Consider the following 18,878-nt stretch of genomic DNA (forward strand, 5'->3'; position numbering starts at 1 on the left):
CGGCAGACGGACTCCCGTCGATGGTTCGTTACCCGAGGCGCACGCAGTAGCGGCCGCGGCGTTGTGGACCCACAAGACGGCGTTGTGGCCGGTCGCTACCAGAGCGGGATGTCCTGCCCGTGCTCCGCCACCGGCCGGGGCCTGAAGTAGCGGCGTTCGGACTCGTCGATCCGCACGTCGTTGATGCTGGCCTCGCGGCGCGCCATCAACCCCGAGGGCGAGAACTCCCACAGCTCGTTGCCGTAGCTGCGAAACCACTGGCCGCTCGCGTCGCGGCACTCATACTGAAACCGCACGGCGATGCGGTTGCCGTGGAAGTCCCACAGGCTCTTTCGCAACGCGTAGTCGAGCTCGCGCTGCCACTTGCGGGTCAGGAACGCCACAATCGCGTCGCGGCCCACGACATGTTCGTCGCGATTGCGCCACTGCGAGTCGGGCGTGTACGCCAGGCTGACGCGGTGCGGATCGCAGGTGTTCCACGCGTCTTCGGCGGACTGCACCTTCTCCAGGGCAGTCTCAGAGGTGAACGGCGGGAACGGCGGACGGGATTCGGTCATGGCGTCCATCGTGCGCGTCGCGACCGCGATCCACACCTCGAGACTGCGTGCATGCACACCCGTCGCGGCGTGGTTTCGGTGTCGCGAAGGTGACCAATAAGGCTCGCCATATGGGCCGTCGCGGGACGTGTCCTATGGTGGCGGCATGGACTTCGCGATGTCGGCCAAAGCCAACGATTACCACAAGCGATTGACCGACTTCATGACCGAGTACGTCTTCCCGGCCGAGGCCGAATACGACAAGCACCGGGACGAGGTCGGCCCAAACGATCACACGGTCCCGCCGATCATCGAGGAGCTGAAGACCAAGGCCAAGGAGCGCGGCCTGTGGAACCTGTTCCTGCCGGCCGAGTCGGGCCTGACCAACCTGGAATACGCGCCGCTGGCCGAGATCACCGGCTGGAGCCTGGAGATCGCCCCCGAGGCGCTCAACTGCGCGGCACCCGACACCGGCAACATGGAGACCCTGCACCTGTTCGCCACCGAGGAGCAGCGCAAGCAGTGGCTGGAGCCGTTGCTCAACGGTGAGATCCGCAGCGGCTTTTCGATGACCGAGCCGGCGGTCGCCAGCAGCGACGCCCGCAACATCGAGACCTCCATCGTGCGCGACGGCGGCGACTATGTGATCAATGGCCGTAAGTGGTGGACCTCCGGGGCGTCCGACCCGCGCTGCAAGATCCTCATCGTGATGGGCCGCACCAACCCCGAGGCGGCAAGCCACCAGCAGCAGTCCATGGTGCTGGTGCCGATCGATACGCCGGGCGTGACGGTGGTCCGCTCCACCACGGTCTTCGGTTTCCAGGACCAGCCTGGGCACTGCGAGATCATCTACGACAACGTCCGGGTGCCCGTCACCAACCTGCTGGGCGAAGAGGGCGGGGGCTTCGCGATCGCGCAGGCCCGGCTGGGCCCGGGCCGCATCCACCACTGCATGCGTGCGCTGGGCGGCTCCGAACGGGCGCTGGCCCTGATGGTGGACCGGACGCAGAACCGGGTGGCGTTCGGCCGTCCGCTGGCCGAGCAGGGCGTGGTGCGGGAGGCAATTGCCAAGTCCCGCAACGAGATCGACCAGGCGCGGCTGTTGTGCGAAAAGGCGGCGTGGACCATCGACCAGCACGGGAACAAGGCCGCCCACACGTTGGTCTCGCAGATCAAGGCGGTTGCGCCGCAGGTGGCGTGCAACGTCATCGACCGAGCGATTCAGGTGCACGGGGCCGCGGGCGTCAGCGAGGACACGGTGCTGGCGCGCATGTACGCCTGGCACCGGGCGATGCGGCTCTTCGACGGCCCCGACGAGGTACACATGCGGACCATCGCGCGCGCCGAGCTCGGCCGGGAAAAATCTCCGCTCGCCGCGGCGGTCACCGCACATGGGTAAGGCCGCCCTCCGGGAGTTGCCCGGCGCGTGGAACTTTCGCGATGTCGCCGACGGCGCGGGCGCGCTGCGGCCGGGCCGGCTGTTTCGGTCCAGCGAGCTGAGCCGCCTGGATGACGACGGCCAGGCGACGCTGCGCGAGCTCGGCATCAGCGACGTCGCCGACCTGCGCGCGGCGCGGGAGGTGGCCCGCCGCGGGCCCGGACGCGTGCCCGACGGTGTCGACGTTCACCTGCTGCCGTTCCCGGACCTCGCCGACGACGCCGGTGAGGGCGACGAAGCCCCCCACGAACACGCGTTCCGGCAACTGATGACCAACGGCGATCCAGACGAGTCCATCAACGACACCGCCGCCCGCTACATGGTCGACGAGTACCGCCAGTTCCCCACCCGCAACGGCGCCCAGCGGGCGCTGCACCGGGTCGTCACGCTGCTGGCCGCGGGGCGGCCCGTCCTCACGCACTGCTTCGCGGGCAAGGACCGCACCGGCTTCGTGGTGGCGACGGTGCTGGAGACCGTCGGCATCGATCGCGACACCATCGTCGCCGACTACCTGCGCAGCAATGACGCCGTCGCGGAGCTGCGGGTCCGCATCTCCGAGATGATTCAGCAGCGCTCGGAAACCGAACTCACACCGGAGGTCAGGACTTTCACCGAGGCCCGGCTGTCCGACGGTGTTCTCGGCGTGCGCCCCGAGTACCTGGCCGCCGCGCGCGAGACGATCGACGAGCAATTCGGTTCGCTGGACGCCTATCTGAGCGACGCGGGCATCACCGAGGCCGACGTGGATCGACTACGTCAGGCGCTGCTGGCCTGACTCGAACCACGCGGCCCCGGCGCTGACCGTTACAGCTTGAAGTTGGCTTGCTTGGCCGCGGACAGGTCGTCGATCTCCGACCAGTGCGAGGCGACATCCTCGACCGTCGGCGGCTTGTCGAAGTTGGCGCCCTCGTTCTGGAACAGGGCCACCCGCTGCACCTTGCCTCCACCGACGACGAAAACCGACGCGGTGTTGGGGTTTTCCTCGGTGCACAGGTAGGCCACCACCGGCGCGACATACTCGGGCGTCAGCTTCTCGAGCACCTCCTTGGGGAGGATGTCCTCGGTCATCCGGGTGGCCGCGATCGGCGCGACGGCGTTGGCGTGGATGTTGTACTTCGCCCCCTCCTGCGCCAGCGTGTTGATCATGCCGACCAGGCCAAGTTTGGCCGCGCCGTAGTTGGTCTGTCCGAAGTTGCCGAACAGGCCACTGGTGGAGGTGGCGACGACGATCCGCCCGTAGCTCTGCTCCCGAAAATGCGGCCAGGCGGCGCGCAGCACGTTGTACCCGCCGTACAGGTGCACCTTGAGCACGGCGTCCCAGTTCTCGAACGACATCTTGTGGAAGGTGCCGTCGCGCAGGATCCCGGCGTTGCTCACCACGCCGTGCACGGCGCCGAACTCGTCGAGCGCCGTCTGAATGATGTTCGCGGCGCCCTCGGGCTCGGCGACGCTGTCGTAGTTGGCGACCGCCCGGCCACCCGCGTCCTTGATCTCGTTGACGACGTGATCGGCCATGTTGTGGCCGGCGCCCGTGCCGTCACGGGACCCACCGAGGTCGTTGACGACGACGCTGGCCCCCTCGCGGGCCAGGGTCAGGGCGTATTCACGGCCCAGCCCCCCGCCGGCTCCGGTGACGACGATGACGCGATCCTGCACTCCGGGCATCAGGTTCCTCTCTAAGGTGAAAAGTACGGCCTAGCAAGCGAATTGAAGCAGTGGTCAGAACATCCGACGGGCCATCTTGAAGGCCCGCGCCGTGTACGGCGGGTAGATGAAGCTGGACAGGTCGGGCCGGGTCGGCTTGGTCAGCACCGACTTGCGGTGGCTGAACTCCTCGAAGCCGTAGCGGCCGTGATAGGCGCCCATACCCGATGCGCCGACGCCGCCGAACGGCAGCTTGGCCGTCGACACCTGGAAGGCGAGGTGGTTGACCAGCATGCCGCCCGCCGGCACCTGCTTGATCACCCGCTCGCGGGTCTCGCGCGTCTTGGTGAACAGATAGGCGGACAACGGCTTGGGTCGCGCGTTGATGAAACGTATTGCGTCATCAAGGGATTGGACGGTGATCACCGGCAGCACGGGTCCGAAGATTTCGTTCTGCATCAACGGCCCGTCCGGATCGGGGTCGACCACGACGGCGGGCTGGATGCGCAGGCTCGACGGGTCGCATTTGCCGCCGACGACGACCTTGCCGTCCCCGCCGGCCAGATAGCTGCTGATCCGGTCGAACTGACGCTGGTTGACGATCCGCATTCCGTTGGGCTTGTCCGACGTGAACTTCGTGATGGCCGCGCCGATCTTGCTCACCAGCTCATCGCGAATCTTGGCGTCCGCCAACACGTAGTCGGGGGCGACGCACGTCTGGCCGGCGTTCAGCAGCTTCATCCAGGCGATCCGCTTGGCCGCCACGTCCACGTCGGCGTCGGCCGCCACGATCACGGGGCTCTTGCCGCCGAGCTCCAGCGTGCACGGGGTCAGATGTGGGGCGGCACCTTCATAGACCTTGCGACCGATCTCGGTGCCGCCGGTGAACAGCAGGCGGTCCAGGCCCTGCGCGATGAGCTCCTGGCTGACCGAACCGTCGCCCTCCACCACGGCGATCGCGTCGCTGTCGAGGTATTTGGGCACCAGCTCGGCCATCAGGTGCGCGGACGCCGCGGCGATCTCCGAGGGCTTGAGGATGACGGCGTTACCCGCGGCGATCGCGCCGACGGCCGGCCCCAGCGTCAGATAGAACGGGTAGTTCCACGCGCCGATGATCAGCACGGTGCCGTAGGGCTCGTATTCGATCCAACCGCGGCCGGGGAGCTGCGGCATCTCGAGCAGCTGGTATTTGCGGCGCGTCCACTTGCGCACCCGCTTGGCCGCATACTTCGCTTCGCCGGCCGTGGTTGCGATGTCGGCGATGAACGCCTCGAACGGGCTGCGGTCGAGATCCGCGGCGAGAGCATCCGCGATCGCCGCTTCGTTCTCTTCCATCAGCTTGGCCAGCTGCAACAACTGCCGTTTGCGCCACTCGACATCGCGGGTGCGCCCGCTGGCGAACGTCTTGCGCAGCCGCGCGACGGTCGCGGGAATGTTCGCCGGCTGAGGTGTCGGTGCGCCGTTGGCGGCGGATGTCGTGGGTGTAACCGATTCGGTGGTCATCGTTGTCCTTCCCCTGCTTCGGTCATCCCGATGCGCCCGCTGCTCGTCGCACGAGCGCTCATGGGTGATAACCGCGATCCTAACCATCCGGTTGGGAGAGCAGTAGAAAGGATCTGACCCAGTGAACCGGCTCAGGGTTTGGATGCCGTCACGAAGCTGTTCGCGAACGGCCGGTCTTCCGGTTGCGGCGCACGGCCCAGCCGCTCGCCCTCGTCGCGCGCGCTCACCATGCTCGTGGTCCAGCCGTGCCCGGCGAACCACTCGGCGCAGTCGGGCCGGCCCTCGTCGGAGAACCAGAGGTCGAAGGGGTTGAACGAGGTGTCTTGGCCGCGTGCTTCGCGCTTGGCCCGCAGTTCCTGCCACCTCTGCTCGGCCTCGCGGCGCTTCTCCTCGTCGACTCCGAAGTTCTCCACCGCCACCCGGGTGCCCGATCCGCTCAGCGCATCGATGGAGGCGAACAGCGCCTCCTGCGCCGCCGCGGGCAGGAATGGCAGCAGCCCCTCGGCCAGCCACGCCGTCGGCCGGTCCGCGTCAAAACCGGCGTCGCGCAAGGCCTTTGGCCAATCATGGCGCAAGTCCACGGGCACGGGCCGGCGGTCGGCGGTGGGCTCGGCGCCGTGGCTCGCCAGCGTCTCGGTCTTGTACTGGAGCACCTTGGGCAGATCGATCTCGTACACGACGGTGCCGGCCGGCCAGTCCAGCCGGTAGGCACGCGAATCCAGGCCGGCGGCCACGAGCACGACCTGCCGGATACCGGCTGCCACGGCGTCGGCGAAGTACGCATCGAAGAAGTGGGTGCGCACCGCCTGGTAGTTGATCATGTGGTTGGGGTCCGGGGCGTCACCACCGGAGTCGTCGTCCGGCTCGCCCGCCCACCAGGCCGCCACCTGCTCGCGGACTCCGGCCAGCTCGGGCGTGGAGACCAGCGGCTCGGCGAACTGGTCGCGGATGAGCGGTGAGTCGCTGGAGGTCTCGGCGGCGCGGGCCAGGGCGACCATCACCGCGGTGGCGCCGACGCTGGTGGCGATGTCCCAGGAGTCGTCCAGCGAGCGGGGCATTACAGCCGTTCGGCGATGACGAAATCGGAGAAGGCGTCCTTGTCGTCTGACAGCGGGACGTTCTCAATCCAGCGGCCCAGCCGGCGCATCTCGTCCGTCGAGCGCTGCGCCTGAGCACGCCAGCCGTGGTTGTTCAGCCAGTCGGTGACGTTCGCCCGGTGGTCGTCGCGGTACATCAGCTCGCCGACGTCGACGGTCTCTTCGATGCCCAGCTCGTCGGCGACCTTCCTGAACCGCTCGCGCATCTGCTGCCGGCGCTCGTCGGCGTGCGCGGGCGCGGTTTCCGCCGAGACCCGGCTTCCGGCCGGGCTCAGTTCGCCGATCTGGGTGAACAACCGGTCCTGCGCCTCGGCCGGCAGGTACATCAGCAGGCCCTCGGCCAGCCATGCGGTCCTCGCCGTCGGGTCGAACCCGGCGTCGCGCAGCGCGGCCGGCCAGTCCTGCCGCAGGTCGATGGCCACCGCGCAGCGCTCGGCCGACGGTGTCACGCCGTTTTCCGCCAGCGTCGCGGACTTGTACTCCAAGACCTGGGGCTGGTCGATCTCGTACACCACCGTGCCGGCGGGCCAGTCGAGGCGGTAGGCGCGGGAATCCAGGCCCGACGCCAGGATTACCACCTGCCGGATTCCGGCGGCGACGGCGTCGTTGAAGTAGGTGTCGAAGAAGTGGGTGCGCACCGCCTGATAGCCGCGCATGTGCTCGAGCTGCGCCGCGGAGTCGGCGTCGAGGGATTCGATCTTGGCCGCGACGTCGGGGTCGAGCATGTGCTCCCACAACACCCCGGCACCGGCGTTGGTGACCAGAAGTTTGGCGTACGGGTCGCGGATGAGGGCGTCGGTCCGTTCGGTTTCGACGGCCCGGGCGGCGGCGACCATCACCGCGGTACTGCCGACGCTGGTCTTGATGTCCCAGGTGTCGTCGTGGGTGCGCAGTGAGCTCATTGAGTTGCTCCTTGATCCTCGGGCGGAAGTCAGGCGGTCGGCTCGCCGAGGTGCGCCCGCAGCAGCACGCTGCGCACGGCGTCTTCGGCCAGGTCTTCGGGTATCGGGCGGCCCAGTCGGGCCATTTCCTCGCGGTTGTCCACGGCCCGCACCTGCCAGCCGTGGTCGGTCAGCCACTGGGCCGCGTCCGAACGGTCCGGCTCGTGATAGGTCAGCGCTTGCACGTTGACGTCCAGGCCGAGCCGCTCCCGCATCCGCAGCCAGCGCTGCGAATTGCTCCGCGAGTTCAGGCCGAACGCCTCGATGGCGACCCGGCTGCCCGGGGCGCTGAGAGCGGTGAACATCTCGAACAGACGGTCTTGCGCGTCGCTTGGCAGGTACGGAAGCAAGCCCTCCGCGAGCCAGGCGGTCGGTCGCGTGCGGTCGAAGCCCGCCGCGGCCAACGCCGCGGGCCAGTCGTCGCGCAGGTCAACGGGGACAGGGCGGCGGCTCGCGGCGGGGGCGGCGCCGTGCTGCTGCAGGATTGAGGTCTTGTATTCCAGCACCTTGGGCTGGTCGATCTCGTAGACCGCGGTGCCGTCCGGCCAATGCAGGCGGAAGGCCCTCGAGTCCAAGCCGGCGGCCAGGATGACCGCCTGCCGAATCCCGGCCTGCACGGCGTCGGCGAAGTACTCGTCGAAGAAGTGGGTGCGCACGGCCTGGTAGTCGATGCCGATCCGATGCGCGCGACGGCCCTGCTCGTCGCCGTCGAGCCACGCCAATTCGGGATCGGTGAGCCGGGCCCATGCCGGGCCGGCCGACGAGACCAAAACGCGGGCGAACTCGTCGCGGATCAACGGGTTGCTCCCGGCGGTTTCCGCCGCGCGCGACGCGGCGACGCCCAGCGCGGTGGCACCGACGAGTTCGGTGATGGCCCAGCTGTCGCCGGCAGATCTCAGGGAAGGCGGTAACGACGCGTCCACATCAGTCATGACGCGGCCATGTTACCGGGATAAGTTAGTTAGCCTATACGCTTTGTGCGCAACTTCACTGCCCACGCGATGGGCTAGGCCTCCGGCCGCCAGAGCGCGCCTTCCATCAACTGCCGCAGCATTCCGGTCACGGCCAGCATCTGCTGGGGGCTCTCCACCCAGCCCGCGTACAGGCCGACGCCGCACATGATGACGACCAGCGACTCGATCAGCGCCGACGCGTCGACGTCGGCGGCGACCTCGCCGCGCTCGATCGCGTCCTTGACGACTCGATCCAGAAATTCCCGGACGGCCCGGACTGACTCGTTTTCGGTCTTGTTCCATTCAGGGTGCCGCTGCGACTCGAGCACCCCGGAAATTATCAGCGCCGATCCGGCGGGATTCTCCGAATTCGCTTGCACCGCGGAGGTGATGAACGCCGTCAGCTGCGCCGCCATAGTGGTCTCGCGGCTGGCCACTTTGATGCCGGTTCCGATGATGGCTTCGTTGGTTTGCTCCAATACCTCGCGATACAAGACGCGCTTGCTGGAGAAGTAATGGTTGATGGCGGGACGGGTCAGATCGGCGCGGGCCGCGATCGCCTGGAACGTGGCGCCGTCGTAACCGCGTTCACTGAACACCAGGCGGGCGGCCCGCATGATTCGCTGACGCGTCTCATCCGCCTTTGCGGCAGGGGGGCGTCCAGGCCTGCGACCCACCCCTGAAGACATCGTTAAAGTGTGCCACCGCCCCGGTGCGGCATTAGCGCATTTGGCGGAATGCTGCCGAACTTCCCGGCCTGGTAGTCCTGCACCGCCTCGACCAATTCCGCGCGCGAGTTCATTACGAAAGGCCCGTAGTGGAATACCGGCTCACGAATGGGTCGGCCGCCCAGAATCAGCACATCCATCGCGGTCTTGCGCGCCGATTCCTGCGCCGGATCGGCACCCACCGTGATCCGATCTCCGGGGCCCAGCACCGCCAATTGACTCTCGCGAATCGGGTGAGCAACCGGGCCGACATATCCGCTGCCGGACAACACATACACGAGCGCATTGAAATCGCGCCGCCACGGCATGTTGAGGCGGGCGCCGGTTTCGATCGTGGCGTGGGCGAGCGTGATCGGCGTGTGAGTGATCCCGGGGCCCCGGTGACCGTCGACTTCGCCCGCGATGATGCGGACCAGCGCCCCGCCGTCGTCGGACGAGATCAACTGCACGTCGCCACCCTCGATGGCCTGATACCGAGGCGGCGCGAACTTGTCTCTCTTCGGCAGATTCACCCACAACTGGATGCCATGAAAGAGGCCGCCACTGTCGACCAGTTCCGCGGGCGGCGTCTCGATGTGCAGGATCCCCGATCCGGCGGTCATCCACTGCGTCGCGCCGTCGGTGATCAGCCCGCCACCGCCGTGGGAGTCCTGGTGGGCGAACTTGCCGTCGACCATGTAGGTGACCGTTTCGAACCCGCGGTGTGGGTGCCAGTCCGTGCCCCTCGGCTCGCCGGGCTCGTACTCCACCGCGCCCATCTCGTCCATGTGCACGAAGGGGTCCAGAGCGGCCGCACTCACCCCGGCGAAGGCGCGGACGACGGGAAAGCCCTCGCCCTCGTAGCCGCGCGGCCCGGTGGTGATCGACCGGACCGGGCGCTCGGTGTCGGCGGGTGCGGCGACACCGACGCGGGGCAACGTCAACGTGTTGGCGGTGATAGCGGGCATGTGACCTCCGTAATGAGAACTACCCCGAATAACCGGACCGCGGTCCAGTTATTCCCCGGTGCGCCGACGTTGCGCTGCATAGGATGACCGGATGCTTGGGGGACCGGAGCCACGACCGCGCGTGAAGCCCGCGCCGTGACCGAACAGACGGACGACGAGCCCCGGCCCGCGGTGGCCCCAGCGGGCTCGGTGTCCGGCGCCGGCGGGCGGTTCGGGGCGTCGATCAGGAAGTCCGGCTACCTGCAGAAGTGGTTGCTGCTCGGCGTCACGATCGGCGTCGTCGCCGGTCTGGGAGCCGTCGTCTTCTACCTGGCGCTCAGGTACACCGGCGAGTTCCTGCTCGGTTATCTCGGGGGCTACCACATCCCGACGCCGGTGGGAGAGGGCGGCGGCGGTCGCGGCGATCCCGGTTTTCACCGCGCGTGGGCGATCCCGTTGGTGACGACGGCAGGAGCGCTGATCTCAGCCTTCATCGTCGCCAAGCTCGCCCCGGAGGCCACCGGCCATGGGACCGACCAGGCCATCGAGGCCGTGCACGGGGACCCACGCGCCATCCGTTTCCGGGCGGTGCTGGTGAAGATGATCGCCAGCGCGCTGACGATAGGGTCGGGCGGTTCGGCCGGGCGGGAGGGTCCGACGGCGCAGATTTCGGCCGGCTTCTGCTCGTTGCTCGCGCGACGGCTCGACCTGCCCGATGAGGACGGCCGGACCGCGGTGGCGCTGGGCATCGGCGCCGGAATCGGGGCGATCTTCGCCGCGCCGCTCGGCGGTGCGGTGCTCGCCGCATCGATCGCCTACCGCGACGATTTCGACTACCGCTGCCTGCTGCCCGGGTTCATCACCTCTGGCACGGCCTATGCGGTACTCGGCGCGTTCCTGGGTTTCGACCCGCTGTTCGGCTACATCGACGCCGAGTACCGCTTCGAGAAGGCATGGCCGCTGCTGTGGTTCGTGGTCATCGGACTGGTCGCTTTCGCGGTCGGCTACCTGTACGCCCGCACCTTCCACGCCGCGGTGCGGCTCACCCGCCAGCTCCCGGGCGGCCCGGTGCTCAAGCCGGCGGTCGGCGGCCTCCTCGTCGGATTGCTGGGGTTGCTGATTCCCCAGATCCTCAGCAGCGGCTACGGCTGGGCGCAGCTGGCGGCCGACCGTGGGACGCTGCTGGGCATCCCGTTGTGGATCGTCGTCGTGCTACCGATCGCCAAAATCGTCGCCACGTCGCTGTCGATCGGCACCGGCGGATCCGGCGGACTTTTCGGGCCGGGAATCGTGATCGGCGCCTTCGTCGGGGCGGCGGTGTGGCGGCTGGGCGAGCTGTCCGGGCTGCCCGGGGTGCCGCACGAGCCCGGGATCTTCGTCGTGGTCGGGATGATGACGTGTTTCGGCAGCGTCGCGCGGGCGCCGCTCGCGATCATGATCATGGTCGCCGAGATGACCGGTTCGTTCTCGGTCGTGCCCGGAGCGATCCTCTCCGTCGGCATCGCGGCACTGCTGATGTCGCGCACCAACGTCACGATCTACGAATCACAGCGCCTGAACCGCGAGACCGCCGCGGCCGAGCGCGAAGGTCGGACCGAGGACGACCGCTAGGAACGGCGCGCGCTCCTGGCGGCGTCCTTCTCGGTGGTCGTGCCCTCGTGGGTCAACTGCCCGCCCGCGCTCTCCAGGTGCGCCCGGACGAACCACTGGAACTTCTCCAGGTTCCCGGCCTGATCGATCAACAGATCCTGGGTGACCGGGTCGAGCTCCTCGGTCTCCTCGATGTACTTGCGGGTGTCCTCGATGACGCCGGTGTAGACAAGGTCGAGCGCGGCCAGATGAGCCTGAACGGTGTCGCGGCCGACGGAGTAGTCGTCCCAGGTGCGGTCTTTGATGATGGCTCCCGGCGTACCCTGCGGTGATCCGCCCAGGGCCGCAATGCGCTCGGCAACGTCGTCGGCGAAACCGCGGACCGCCTCGACCTGCGGGTCGATCATCTCATGCACGCCAATAAAGTTGGGCCCCACCACATTCCAGTGGACATGCTTGAGCGTCAGGTGAAGATCGTTGTAAGTGCTCAGTTGCTTTTGCAGCAGTTCGGTCAGGCGCGCTCCCTGTTTGTCGGTGAGCCCCGGGATGGTGAACGGTGTCATCGATTTCCTCCGTTTCGCACACGGTCACGTCTTTGACGTTGGTTACCCCGTGACCGATGCCGAAAACGCGGCGCCAACGAGGCCATGACCACGTTTAGAGGTCGCTGATGTGCTGCACCGGGAGCCGGGCGCCGCGCCGCGGTTCGTATGCCAGCCCGCTGGCCTCGAGCAACCGGACCACTCGGTGGCGGTGTGGTCGCATCGGCTCGAGCAGCTCGAGCATGCCCGCGTCGTCGACCGGGTGGCCCGCCAGCGTCCAGCCGATCATCTTCGGGATGTGATAGTCGCCGACCGAGAGCGCGTCCGCGTCACCGAACGCCCGTTGCGCGGTCTCCGCGGCGGTCCACTCCCCCACCCCCGGCAACGACATCATCGCCTCGCGCGCCTGCGCGGGCGGACGGGACGCCAGCCGCTCCAGCGCGGCGGCCCGTCGCGCACAGGTCACCACGGTCCGCGCACGTCCCGGGTCGACGTTGGCTCGATGGAACTCCCACGACGGGATGTGCCGCCACTCGTCGGCCGACGGCGGCACCCGCATTCGCGCTGGCGCCGGCCCCGGCGCCGGCGACCCGTACTTGGACACCAGCAGGCGCCACGACCGAAACGCATCGGCGCCGGGCACCCGCTGCTCGATGATCGCCGGGATCAGCGCCTCCAGCACCAGCCCCGTACGGCCGAGCCGCAAGTGCGGCACCCGCCGCTGCGCGGCGGCAACGATCGGGTCCCGGGGCACGAAATCGGAAGCGTCGTCCTCGTGGCCGAGCAGCGCGGGCAACCTCTCGACGAACTCCGGTGCGCCGCTACCCCACGCCACACAGTGAGCGGCGTTGGCGGCCACCCGGCCGATCCGCGCGGCGACCGGTCCGGTCGGCAGCAGGCTGGTCCGCCAGATCGTGCCGTCACCGGAAGCCTGAAAACACGGATCCCCGCGACCTCGGCGAAGGGGCGCCAACGTGTGCCCGAAGCTGACCGCCCCGGGGAACGTGACAGTGCGCGCGCTTTCCACCGACCAACTCTCCGATTGACCGTTAACGATGTGCCAAGTCAATATTGCGGTGTGATGACGCCGTTCGATGACCCGCAGGGCGAACTGGCTTGGATGTTCCTGCAGAATACGAGCGACGGGGGCGACCTCGACGAGGGCTTTTCACTGCTCAGCGACGACTTCACCTACTGGTCGCTCGTCACGCGCGCTTCGTGCGACAAGGAAGCGTTCCGGCAAGCCATCGAGCGGCGCAAACGGGACCTCGAGCTGACCATCGACCTGGTGCGGTGTGTGAACGAGGGAGAGACCGTGGTGGTCGAGGCGCACGCCAGCGGCACCACCACCGGCGGCGTTGAGTACGACAGCCCATTCGTCTGCATCTTCGACACCCGCGACGGCTTGATCGTCTCGATGCGGATGTACAGCGACACCCGGGCCCATGAGGCCGCGCTGCCGGGGTGGATCTTCTAGGACGCAGAAACGCTGATTTCGGCCTTGTTCGGGTAGAACGCGACATGCCCGGCGATCGCCGCGACCGCCGGATAGGGCTGCTCGTAGGTCCAGATCACGTCCTCCACGGTGTCACCGGCCGAGGTGGTCACGCTGTAATAGCTGGCCTCGCCCTTGAAGGGACAATACGTGCTGGTGTCCGTGCGGGTCAGCCGGTCCTGTACCACGTCGCTCATCGGAATGTATTGCACCGCAGGCAAAGTGGCTTCACGCAATTCGAGCGCGGCCGCCGTGTCGGCGACCACCTCGCCGTTGACGCGGACCTGTACCCGCCCCTTCGTCGGCTCGATGGTGATCGGGTGGCCGGCACTGGGTTCTTTGATTTCGGGATGGCTCATGGTCTCCTCCTAGACGCCGATAAAGGATTCAACACGAGCCGGCGCCCTACACTTCCCGATCAGGGCGGCCCGAATGCGTAGCGGTGATATTGGGACATATTGGCCATGGCCGGAACCAAGGACATGGCCCGGCCCAGCACGTGGTAGACCCGCGGAAGTCGCTCGAAGGTCTCGGATTCGAACCACCGCACCCAGGAAAGTAGTCGAGTGCCGTGCACCGCCTGGAGGATCTCGTCCGGCCCGTCGATGCCCCAGCTCAACTTCGATCCGGACCGGCGCACCACCGGGTTCATCCATTGCGACTTGATACCCGTCCGGTTGAACGCGTCGAATTGCAGCTCGCCGTGTTCGAAGCGATCAACGACCCGTTGCAGCAGCGCTATGCCGTCCTGTTCGCGCAGATACATGGTCAGGCCTTCGGCGAGCATCAGCGCGGGCCGGTCGTCGGGTATCTCCGCCAGCCAGGCCGGATCGGTTACCGACGCAGCGACGACGTGGCAGTGCGGGGCAGCGGGGTAGAGCCGGGTGCGCAGTTCGGCGACGTCGGGGTAGTCGACGTCGTACCACTCCACCAGCGGGCTCGGCTGGAGCCTGAAATATCGGCCGTCCAGTCCGCCACCCAAGTGCAGGACAACGGCGCTCGGATGCGCGTCGAGAAATTGGCGAGCCCACATGTCGAAGTGCGCGGCGCGAGTCGTCACCGACGATGAATTGCGGGCGGTGATAGTGGTCTTCGTCCAGTCGTACTCGATCCGCTCGACGACTTCCTTGGCATAACGGTCGCCCAGAATCGGGTTCGGCAGATCAGCGTCGATCGCCTTTGCATACAGCGTCGCCAGCATGGTCTGCGGCGGCCCCTCGAGATCGACGCGTATTCGGTCCACGGGCCGGGCGCCTATTCGGGCTGTGCGGCCGGGCTGGTCTTTCGCGGATTGCGCATGGCGGCCCAGAACCGGGCGGCCTCGCGGATCGACTCCTCGACCGGGCGCGGCTGCCAACCCAATTCGCGCTTGGCCTTGCCGCTGTCCACGTTGGCCTCGGCGCGCATCATGCGCACCGACGCGAGGCTGAGTTCGGAGTCCTTGCCGGTGAGCCGGGCCTTCAGGCTGCCCAGCGCGGAAAGGGCGTACAGCATCGCGACCGAAATCGAGCGTTGCGGCGCCGGCACCCCGGCCTCGTCGGCCGCGATGCGTACGACGTCGTTCAACGCGATCATCCGCTCGGAGACCAGGTATCGCTCGCCGATGCGGCCGCGCTCGGCGGCCAGGATCATCGCCCGCGCGGCATCGTCGACGCCGACGACTTCCAGCTGGATGCCGTTCATTCCGAAGGGCAGCTTGCCGAAGACGGCGCCGGCGATGAAGGCGCCGTGCGGCGTGCCGCCCCAGTCACCGCCGCCGTAGGTCGTCGACACGCACATCGCGATGGCGGGCAACCCCGCCTCGGCCACGTACCGCATCACCAGGTCTTCGGCCTGCACCCGGGACTGGACGTACGGGGTCTGTCCCCGCGGGTTGATCACGTCGTCTTCGGTCGCCACGTGCCCGTGCCGCCGGCCCACCGTCGCGTAGGTGCTCGTGAAGATGAACCTGCGCAGGTCAGGTTGGCTGACGGCAATATCGAGAACGTTGCGCAGGCCGTCGACGTTGGTGCGAAACAGCGGCGCGGGGTCACGCAACCATGCGCGGGTGTCCACCACGCAGTAGTAGACGTCGTCGACACCGTCCATCGCCTCGCGCAACGTGGCGTCATCGAAAACGTCGCCGTGAAAACGGGTGAGCTCGAGGTCATCGATGGAGCGGGTGTTGGCATTCGGGCGCACCATCGCCCGAACCTGGAAGCCGTCCGCGACGAGTTGGCGGGTGACGTGCGAACCCAGAAAGCCGTTGGCGCCGATGACCAATTTGGGTTTGGTGCTCACTGAGATCCTCCGTATTGCTGCATCCATCTCTCGGCGTCTTCGTCGAGCGTGCCCAGCGCCTGGGCCTTGCGACACCACTTCATCCCGGCCTTGAGGAAACGCAGCGGGTTGTAGATGTCTTCTTCACGGCTCCACTGGCCGTCACCGGCGTACGTGATGATCGTGATGTTGGTAGCGCTGATGACGCTGCCGTCGCCAGGGTCGCGCATCGGGTTGTCCAGTTCGAGGATGACCCGCCCGGTGGGCTCGTCGATCACCGACCACAGCGTGGGGAACGCGACCATGTGGCTCCCGGGGAAGGTCGTCATCGTTTGCTTGATCCACTCGCGCACCTCGTCGCGGCCGCGCATCGTGCCCGCCGCATGCTCTACGTACTCGACGTCGGGCGTGTACTGCTCGACCCAGGCGTCCCAGTCGCGCGTCTCGGCGGCCCGGGCGACCGTCTCCTCGAACCTCTCGAAAGCTGCGGCCAGTTCGGTGCGGGAGAACGAACGGGGAGTCACTTCGCGGCACCGTTGCAGCTCATCGGCGGAGTGTAGCCTGGGCGGCATCGTGGCCCGTGAGGAGGACGAGCAATGGCAACCCAAAAAGCGATCCTGGCCGGCGGCTGTTTCTGGGGGATGCAAGAACTCATCCGCAAGCAGCCGGGTGTGGTTTCGACCCGGGTCGGTTACACCGGCGGCGACGTCCCGAATGCGACCTACCGCAATCACGGCACGCACGCCGAGGCCATCGAGATCGTCTACGATCCGGCCGTCACCGACTACCGCACCATGCTGGAGTTCTTCTTCCAGATCCACGATCCGACAACGAAAGACCGCCAGGGCAACGACCGTGGGCCCAGTTACCGGTCGGCCATCTTCTACCTCGATGAGGAGCAGAAGCGGATCGCGCTGGACACCATCGCCGATGTCGAGGCGTCCGGGTTGTGGCCCGGCAAGGTGGTGACCGAGGTCAGCCCCGCCGGAGACTTCTGGGAAGCCGAGCCCGAGCATCAGGACTACCTGCAGCACTACCCGAACGGGTACACCTGTCACTACATCCGCCCGGGCTGGAAACTGCCGCGGCGGGCCACCGCGGACCAGTAGGCAGCTCCGGCTCAGCGCCGGTGCACGACGACCCGGCCGCCATCCTTCGGCGTGTAGGCAACGCCCCGGCCGTGCCACCGCTCCCCCGTCGCCGCCGTGGTCTCAAGGGTGAAGTGGCGCAACACCGTTCGCAGCACGACGTCCATCTCCATGTTGGCGAACGCGGCCCCCACGCAGCGGCGGGTGCCGCCGCCGAACGGGATCCACGCGAACGCCGACGGCTTGGTCCCGACGTACCGTTGCGGGTCGAAGCGCTCCGGATTCGGGAACACGTCGGGATTTTCGTGAATCTGCGCGATGCTCACCAGGATTGATTCGCCGCGGGGAATGACCCACTCCCCGAGTTGATAACGCGGCGGGTAGACGCGCCGGGCCGCGAAATCGATGACCGTCCGGGCCCGCTGGACTTCCAGGATGGTCGCCTGTCGCAGCTCCTGGCCGCCATTGTCGGCCTCCTCGACCAGGGCGGCCAACACATCCGGATGCCGCGTCAGCCGTTCGAACGCCCAGCCCAGCGTGGAGGCGGTCGTTTCGTGGCCGGCGGCCAGCAGTGTGAGCAGCTCGTCGCCAATGTCCTTGCGCGACATCGCCGAGCCGTCGTCGTAGGTGCTGCGCAGCATCAGTGCGAGCACGTCGGAGCGCTCGTCGAAGTTGGGATCGGCCCGCTCGATCTCGATCAGCCTGTCGATGATGGTGTCGTACTGGCGGCGCCACTCGTCGAGCCTCCCCCAGGGGGTGAAACGCCCGTAATTGCGTTGCGGTTTCGGCATCGTCGCCATCCGTGAGCCCAGCGTGACCCACGGCGGGATGAGCCGGCGCAGCTCGTCGAGTTCGGCGCCTTCGGCCCCGAAGACAGCGCGCAGGATGGCGTTGAGCGTGATGCGCATCATCGACGGCAGCGTCGGGAAGGCCTCACCCTCCGGCCAGCCGGCGGTCTCGCGCAAGGTCTCTTCCTCGATGATCGCCTCGTACTTCTTCATGCTCTTGCCATGGAACGGCGGCGCGAGCAGCCGCCGTCGCCGACGGTGGTCCTCCCCGTCGAGCGCGAAGACGGAGCCGGAGCCGAACAGCCGGCTCAGGTTGGGCTGGATGTTGCCGAGCTCGTCAGGGCTGGTGGTGAAGATCTGCTTGGCCAGCTGCGGGTCGGCGACCACCACGACCCGGCCGTAGATGGGCAGGTTCAGGGTGAAGGCATCGCCGTGCCGACGAGCCAGCCGTTGAATCATCCCCCGCCGTGATACGGCAAAACCCAGCCCCTGCAACAGCTTTGGCAGCCGGGTTGCGGGAGGCAACCTGAGGGCGGTGGTGGCCGGCGAGGCGGTGACTACTTCACTCATAGCGGACTGCTCCCCGTATCTGCCCCGAGCATCGGGGTGGTACCGCGGTGTACCAATGCTTTCGAAAATACGGTACTCTGTGGTACCAGACCTGACAAGGGTGCCGTACCGACCGAAAGGGGTGCCGGCGGTGGCATCAGCGGCGACAGCAACGGCTGACGAAGCGGTCCTCGGCGACCCGTTCCGGCTCCGGTTGCTCGACGGCCTCGCCACCTCGATCGCCGAGCGCGGCTACCGCGCCAGCACCGTCGCCGACGTCGTTCGTCACGCCCGGACATCCAAGCGCACCTTCTACGACCAGTTCGCGAGCAAGGAAGAGTGCTTCCTGGAGTTGCTCGGGTCCGACAACGAAAAGCTCGGCGCGTTCATCGCGGCAGCGGTCGACCCCGAGGCCGATTGGCATCAGCAGATTCGTCAGGCCGTCGAGGCATACGTCGGCTACATCGAGTCCCGGCCGGCCATCACGCTGAGCTGGATCCGGGAGCTTCCGTCGCTCGGTGCCGCCGCCCGCCCGGTGCAGCGCCGCGGGCTACAGCTGCTGTCCAGCCTGCTGATCGACCTCAGCGCCAGCCCCGGGTTCCAGCGGGCCGAGCTGCCCCCGCTGACCGCGGCGCTGGCGGTCATCTTGCTGGGCGGTTTGCGCGAACTCACCGCCCTTGCCGTCGAGGACGGAAAGCCGGTGCGGGAAATCGTCGAGCCGGCCGTCGACGCCTCCATAGCCCTGCTCGGCCCGCGACACTGACCTGAATCGCCCACCTCCACCGCAGGCCGTTCCGGCCT

The 18,878-nt window shown here is 67.6% G+C and carries 21 protein-coding genes; 6 read left to right on the top strand and 15 right to left on the bottom strand.

Annotation, left to right across the window (positions count from 1 at the left end; genetic code table 11):
- Nucleotides 1-95: 95 nt before the first annotated feature.
- Nucleotides 96-557, bottom strand: coding sequence for a nuclear transport factor 2 family protein (locus A5781_RS10750; protein WP_067205007.1), 462 nt, complete (start codon nt 555-557; stop codon nt 96-98).
- A gap of 157 nt (nt 558-714) precedes the next feature.
- Between A5781_RS10750 and A5781_RS10755 the strand changes: the two genes are divergently transcribed.
- Together A5781_RS10755 and A5781_RS10760 are read left to right on the top strand one after the other, a co-directional pair.
- Nucleotides 715-1,935, top strand: a complete 1,221-nt coding sequence (locus A5781_RS10755; protein WP_067205009.1) for an acyl-CoA dehydrogenase family protein — start codon at nt 715-717, stop codon at nt 1,933-1,935.
- Nucleotides 1,928-2,749, top strand: coding sequence for a tyrosine-protein phosphatase (locus tag A5781_RS10760; RefSeq protein ID WP_067204780.1), 822 nt, complete (start codon nt 1,928-1,930; stop codon nt 2,747-2,749). The genes A5781_RS10755 and A5781_RS10760 overlap by 8 nt, the downstream gene beginning before the upstream one ends.
- Nucleotides 2,750-2,778: 29 nt before the next feature.
- On the opposite strand, the gene A5781_RS10765 is transcribed toward A5781_RS10760, so the two are convergent.
- From A5781_RS10765 to A5781_RS10795, 7 genes are all read right to left on the bottom strand, one after another.
- Complete coding sequence (locus A5781_RS10765; protein WP_067204784.1) at nt 2,779-3,639, bottom strand: SDR family oxidoreductase; 861 nt, start codon at nt 3,637-3,639, stop codon at nt 2,779-2,781.
- 54 nt (nt 3,640-3,693) lie between these two features.
- Nucleotides 3,694-5,121 (bottom strand): aldehyde dehydrogenase family protein, encoded by a 1,428-nt coding sequence (locus A5781_RS10770; RefSeq protein ID WP_067204787.1) that lies wholly within the window; start codon nt 5,119-5,121, stop codon nt 3,694-3,696.
- A gap of 131 nt (nt 5,122-5,252) precedes the next feature.
- Nucleotides 5,253-6,179 carry a class I SAM-dependent methyltransferase gene (locus A5781_RS10775; protein ID WP_067204789.1) on the bottom strand — a complete coding sequence of 309 codons (927 nt, stop codon included), beginning with the start codon at nt 6,177-6,179 and terminating at the stop codon, nt 5,253-5,255.
- Nucleotides 6,179-7,111 carry a class I SAM-dependent methyltransferase gene (locus A5781_RS10780; protein WP_156624550.1) on the bottom strand — a complete coding sequence of 311 codons (933 nt, stop codon included), beginning with the start codon at nt 7,109-7,111 and terminating at the stop codon, nt 6,179-6,181. Before A5781_RS10780 ends, A5781_RS10775 begins: the two co-directional genes overlap by 1 nt.
- Nucleotides 7,112-7,149: 38 nt before the next feature.
- Nucleotides 7,150-8,091, bottom strand: a complete 942-nt coding sequence (locus A5781_RS10785) for a class I SAM-dependent methyltransferase (RefSeq protein WP_067204795.1) — start codon at nt 8,089-8,091, stop codon at nt 7,150-7,152.
- A 74-nt stretch (nt 8,092-8,165) separates the two neighbouring features.
- A complete protein-coding gene (locus A5781_RS10790; protein ID WP_067204798.1) occupies nt 8,166-8,801 on the bottom strand; it encodes a TetR/AcrR family transcriptional regulator in 636 nt (211 codons plus the stop codon).
- 2 nt (nt 8,802-8,803) lie between these two features.
- Entirely contained in the window at nt 8,804-9,787 is a 984-nt protein-coding gene (locus A5781_RS10795; protein ID WP_067204802.1) for a pirin family protein, read from the bottom strand.
- A 171-nt stretch (nt 9,788-9,958) separates the two neighbouring features.
- Here A5781_RS10795 and A5781_RS10800 point away from each other — a divergent pair, with 171 nt between their 5' ends.
- Nucleotides 9,959-11,377 (top strand): chloride channel protein, encoded by a 1,419-nt coding sequence (locus tag A5781_RS10800; RefSeq protein ID WP_067205013.1) that lies wholly within the window; start codon nt 9,959-9,961, stop codon nt 11,375-11,377.
- Here the strand turns inward: A5781_RS10800 and A5781_RS10805 are convergent.
- On the bottom strand, nt 11,374-11,919 hold the full coding sequence (locus A5781_RS10805; protein WP_067204806.1) for a Dps family protein: 546 nt from the start codon (nt 11,917-11,919) through the stop codon (nt 11,374-11,376). The genes A5781_RS10800 and A5781_RS10805 overlap by 4 nt on opposite strands.
- 94 nt (nt 11,920-12,013) lie before the next feature.
- Nucleotides 12,014-12,925 (bottom strand): DNA-3-methyladenine glycosylase, encoded by a 912-nt coding sequence (locus A5781_RS10810; protein ID WP_067204809.1) that lies wholly within the window; start codon nt 12,923-12,925, stop codon nt 12,014-12,016.
- A 51-nt stretch (nt 12,926-12,976) separates the two neighbouring features.
- Here A5781_RS10810 and A5781_RS10815 point away from each other — a divergent pair, with 51 nt between their 5' ends.
- Nucleotides 12,977-13,375, top strand: coding sequence for a nuclear transport factor 2 family protein (locus A5781_RS10815; protein WP_067204811.1), 399 nt, complete (start codon nt 12,977-12,979; stop codon nt 13,373-13,375).
- On the opposite strand, the gene A5781_RS10820 is transcribed toward A5781_RS10815, so the two are convergent.
- Genes A5781_RS10820 through A5781_RS10835 form a run of 4 tightly spaced genes read right to left on the bottom strand, consistent with a single transcriptional unit; the run spans nt 13,372 to nt 16,176 of the window.
- The gene (locus A5781_RS10820) at nt 13,372-13,752 is read right to left on the bottom strand and encodes a DUF427 domain-containing protein (RefSeq protein ID WP_067204814.1); all 381 of its coding nucleotides are present in this window, start codon (nt 13,750-13,752) and stop codon (nt 13,372-13,374) included. The genes A5781_RS10815 and A5781_RS10820 overlap by 4 nt on opposite strands.
- Before the next feature lie 59 nt (nt 13,753-13,811).
- A complete protein-coding gene (locus tag A5781_RS10825) occupies nt 13,812-14,627 on the bottom strand; it encodes a class I SAM-dependent methyltransferase (protein ID WP_067205016.1) in 816 nt (271 codons plus the stop codon).
- A 20-nt stretch (nt 14,628-14,647) separates the two neighbouring features.
- Nucleotides 14,648-15,673: an NAD-dependent epimerase/dehydratase family protein gene (locus tag A5781_RS10830; RefSeq protein ID WP_067204817.1), complete on the bottom strand. Its 1,026-nt coding sequence runs from the start codon at nt 15,671-15,673 to the stop codon at nt 14,648-14,650.
- On the bottom strand, nt 15,670-16,176 hold the full coding sequence (locus tag A5781_RS10835) for a nuclear transport factor 2 family protein (protein WP_067205020.1): 507 nt from the start codon (nt 16,174-16,176) through the stop codon (nt 15,670-15,672). Before A5781_RS10835 ends, A5781_RS10830 begins: the two co-directional genes overlap by 4 nt.
- 72 nt (nt 16,177-16,248) lie before the next feature.
- Here A5781_RS10835 and msrA point away from each other — a divergent pair, with 72 nt between their 5' ends.
- On the top strand, nt 16,249-16,761 hold the full coding sequence (gene msrA / locus A5781_RS10840) for a peptide-methionine (S)-S-oxide reductase MsrA (RefSeq protein WP_046185495.1): 513 nt from the start codon (nt 16,249-16,251) through the stop codon (nt 16,759-16,761).
- Between the two features lie 11 nt (nt 16,762-16,772).
- On the opposite strand, the gene A5781_RS10845 is transcribed toward msrA, so the two are convergent.
- Nucleotides 16,773-18,098 carry a cytochrome P450 gene (locus tag A5781_RS10845; RefSeq protein WP_067204820.1) on the bottom strand — a complete coding sequence of 442 codons (1,326 nt, stop codon included), beginning with the start codon at nt 18,096-18,098 and terminating at the stop codon, nt 16,773-16,775.
- Nucleotides 18,099-18,228: 130 nt separating this feature from the next.
- Here A5781_RS10845 and A5781_RS10850 point away from each other — a divergent pair, with 130 nt between their 5' ends.
- Nucleotides 18,229-18,840, top strand: coding sequence for a TetR/AcrR family transcriptional regulator (locus A5781_RS10850; RefSeq protein WP_067205023.1), 612 nt, complete (start codon nt 18,229-18,231; stop codon nt 18,838-18,840).
- Nucleotides 18,841-18,878: the final 38 nt, after the last annotated feature.

This window comes from Mycobacterium sp. 852002-30065_SCH5024008, assembly GCF_001665645.1.
Classification (GTDB): domain Bacteria; phylum Actinomycetota; class Actinomycetes; order Mycobacteriales; family Mycobacteriaceae; genus Mycobacterium; species Mycobacterium paraffinicum.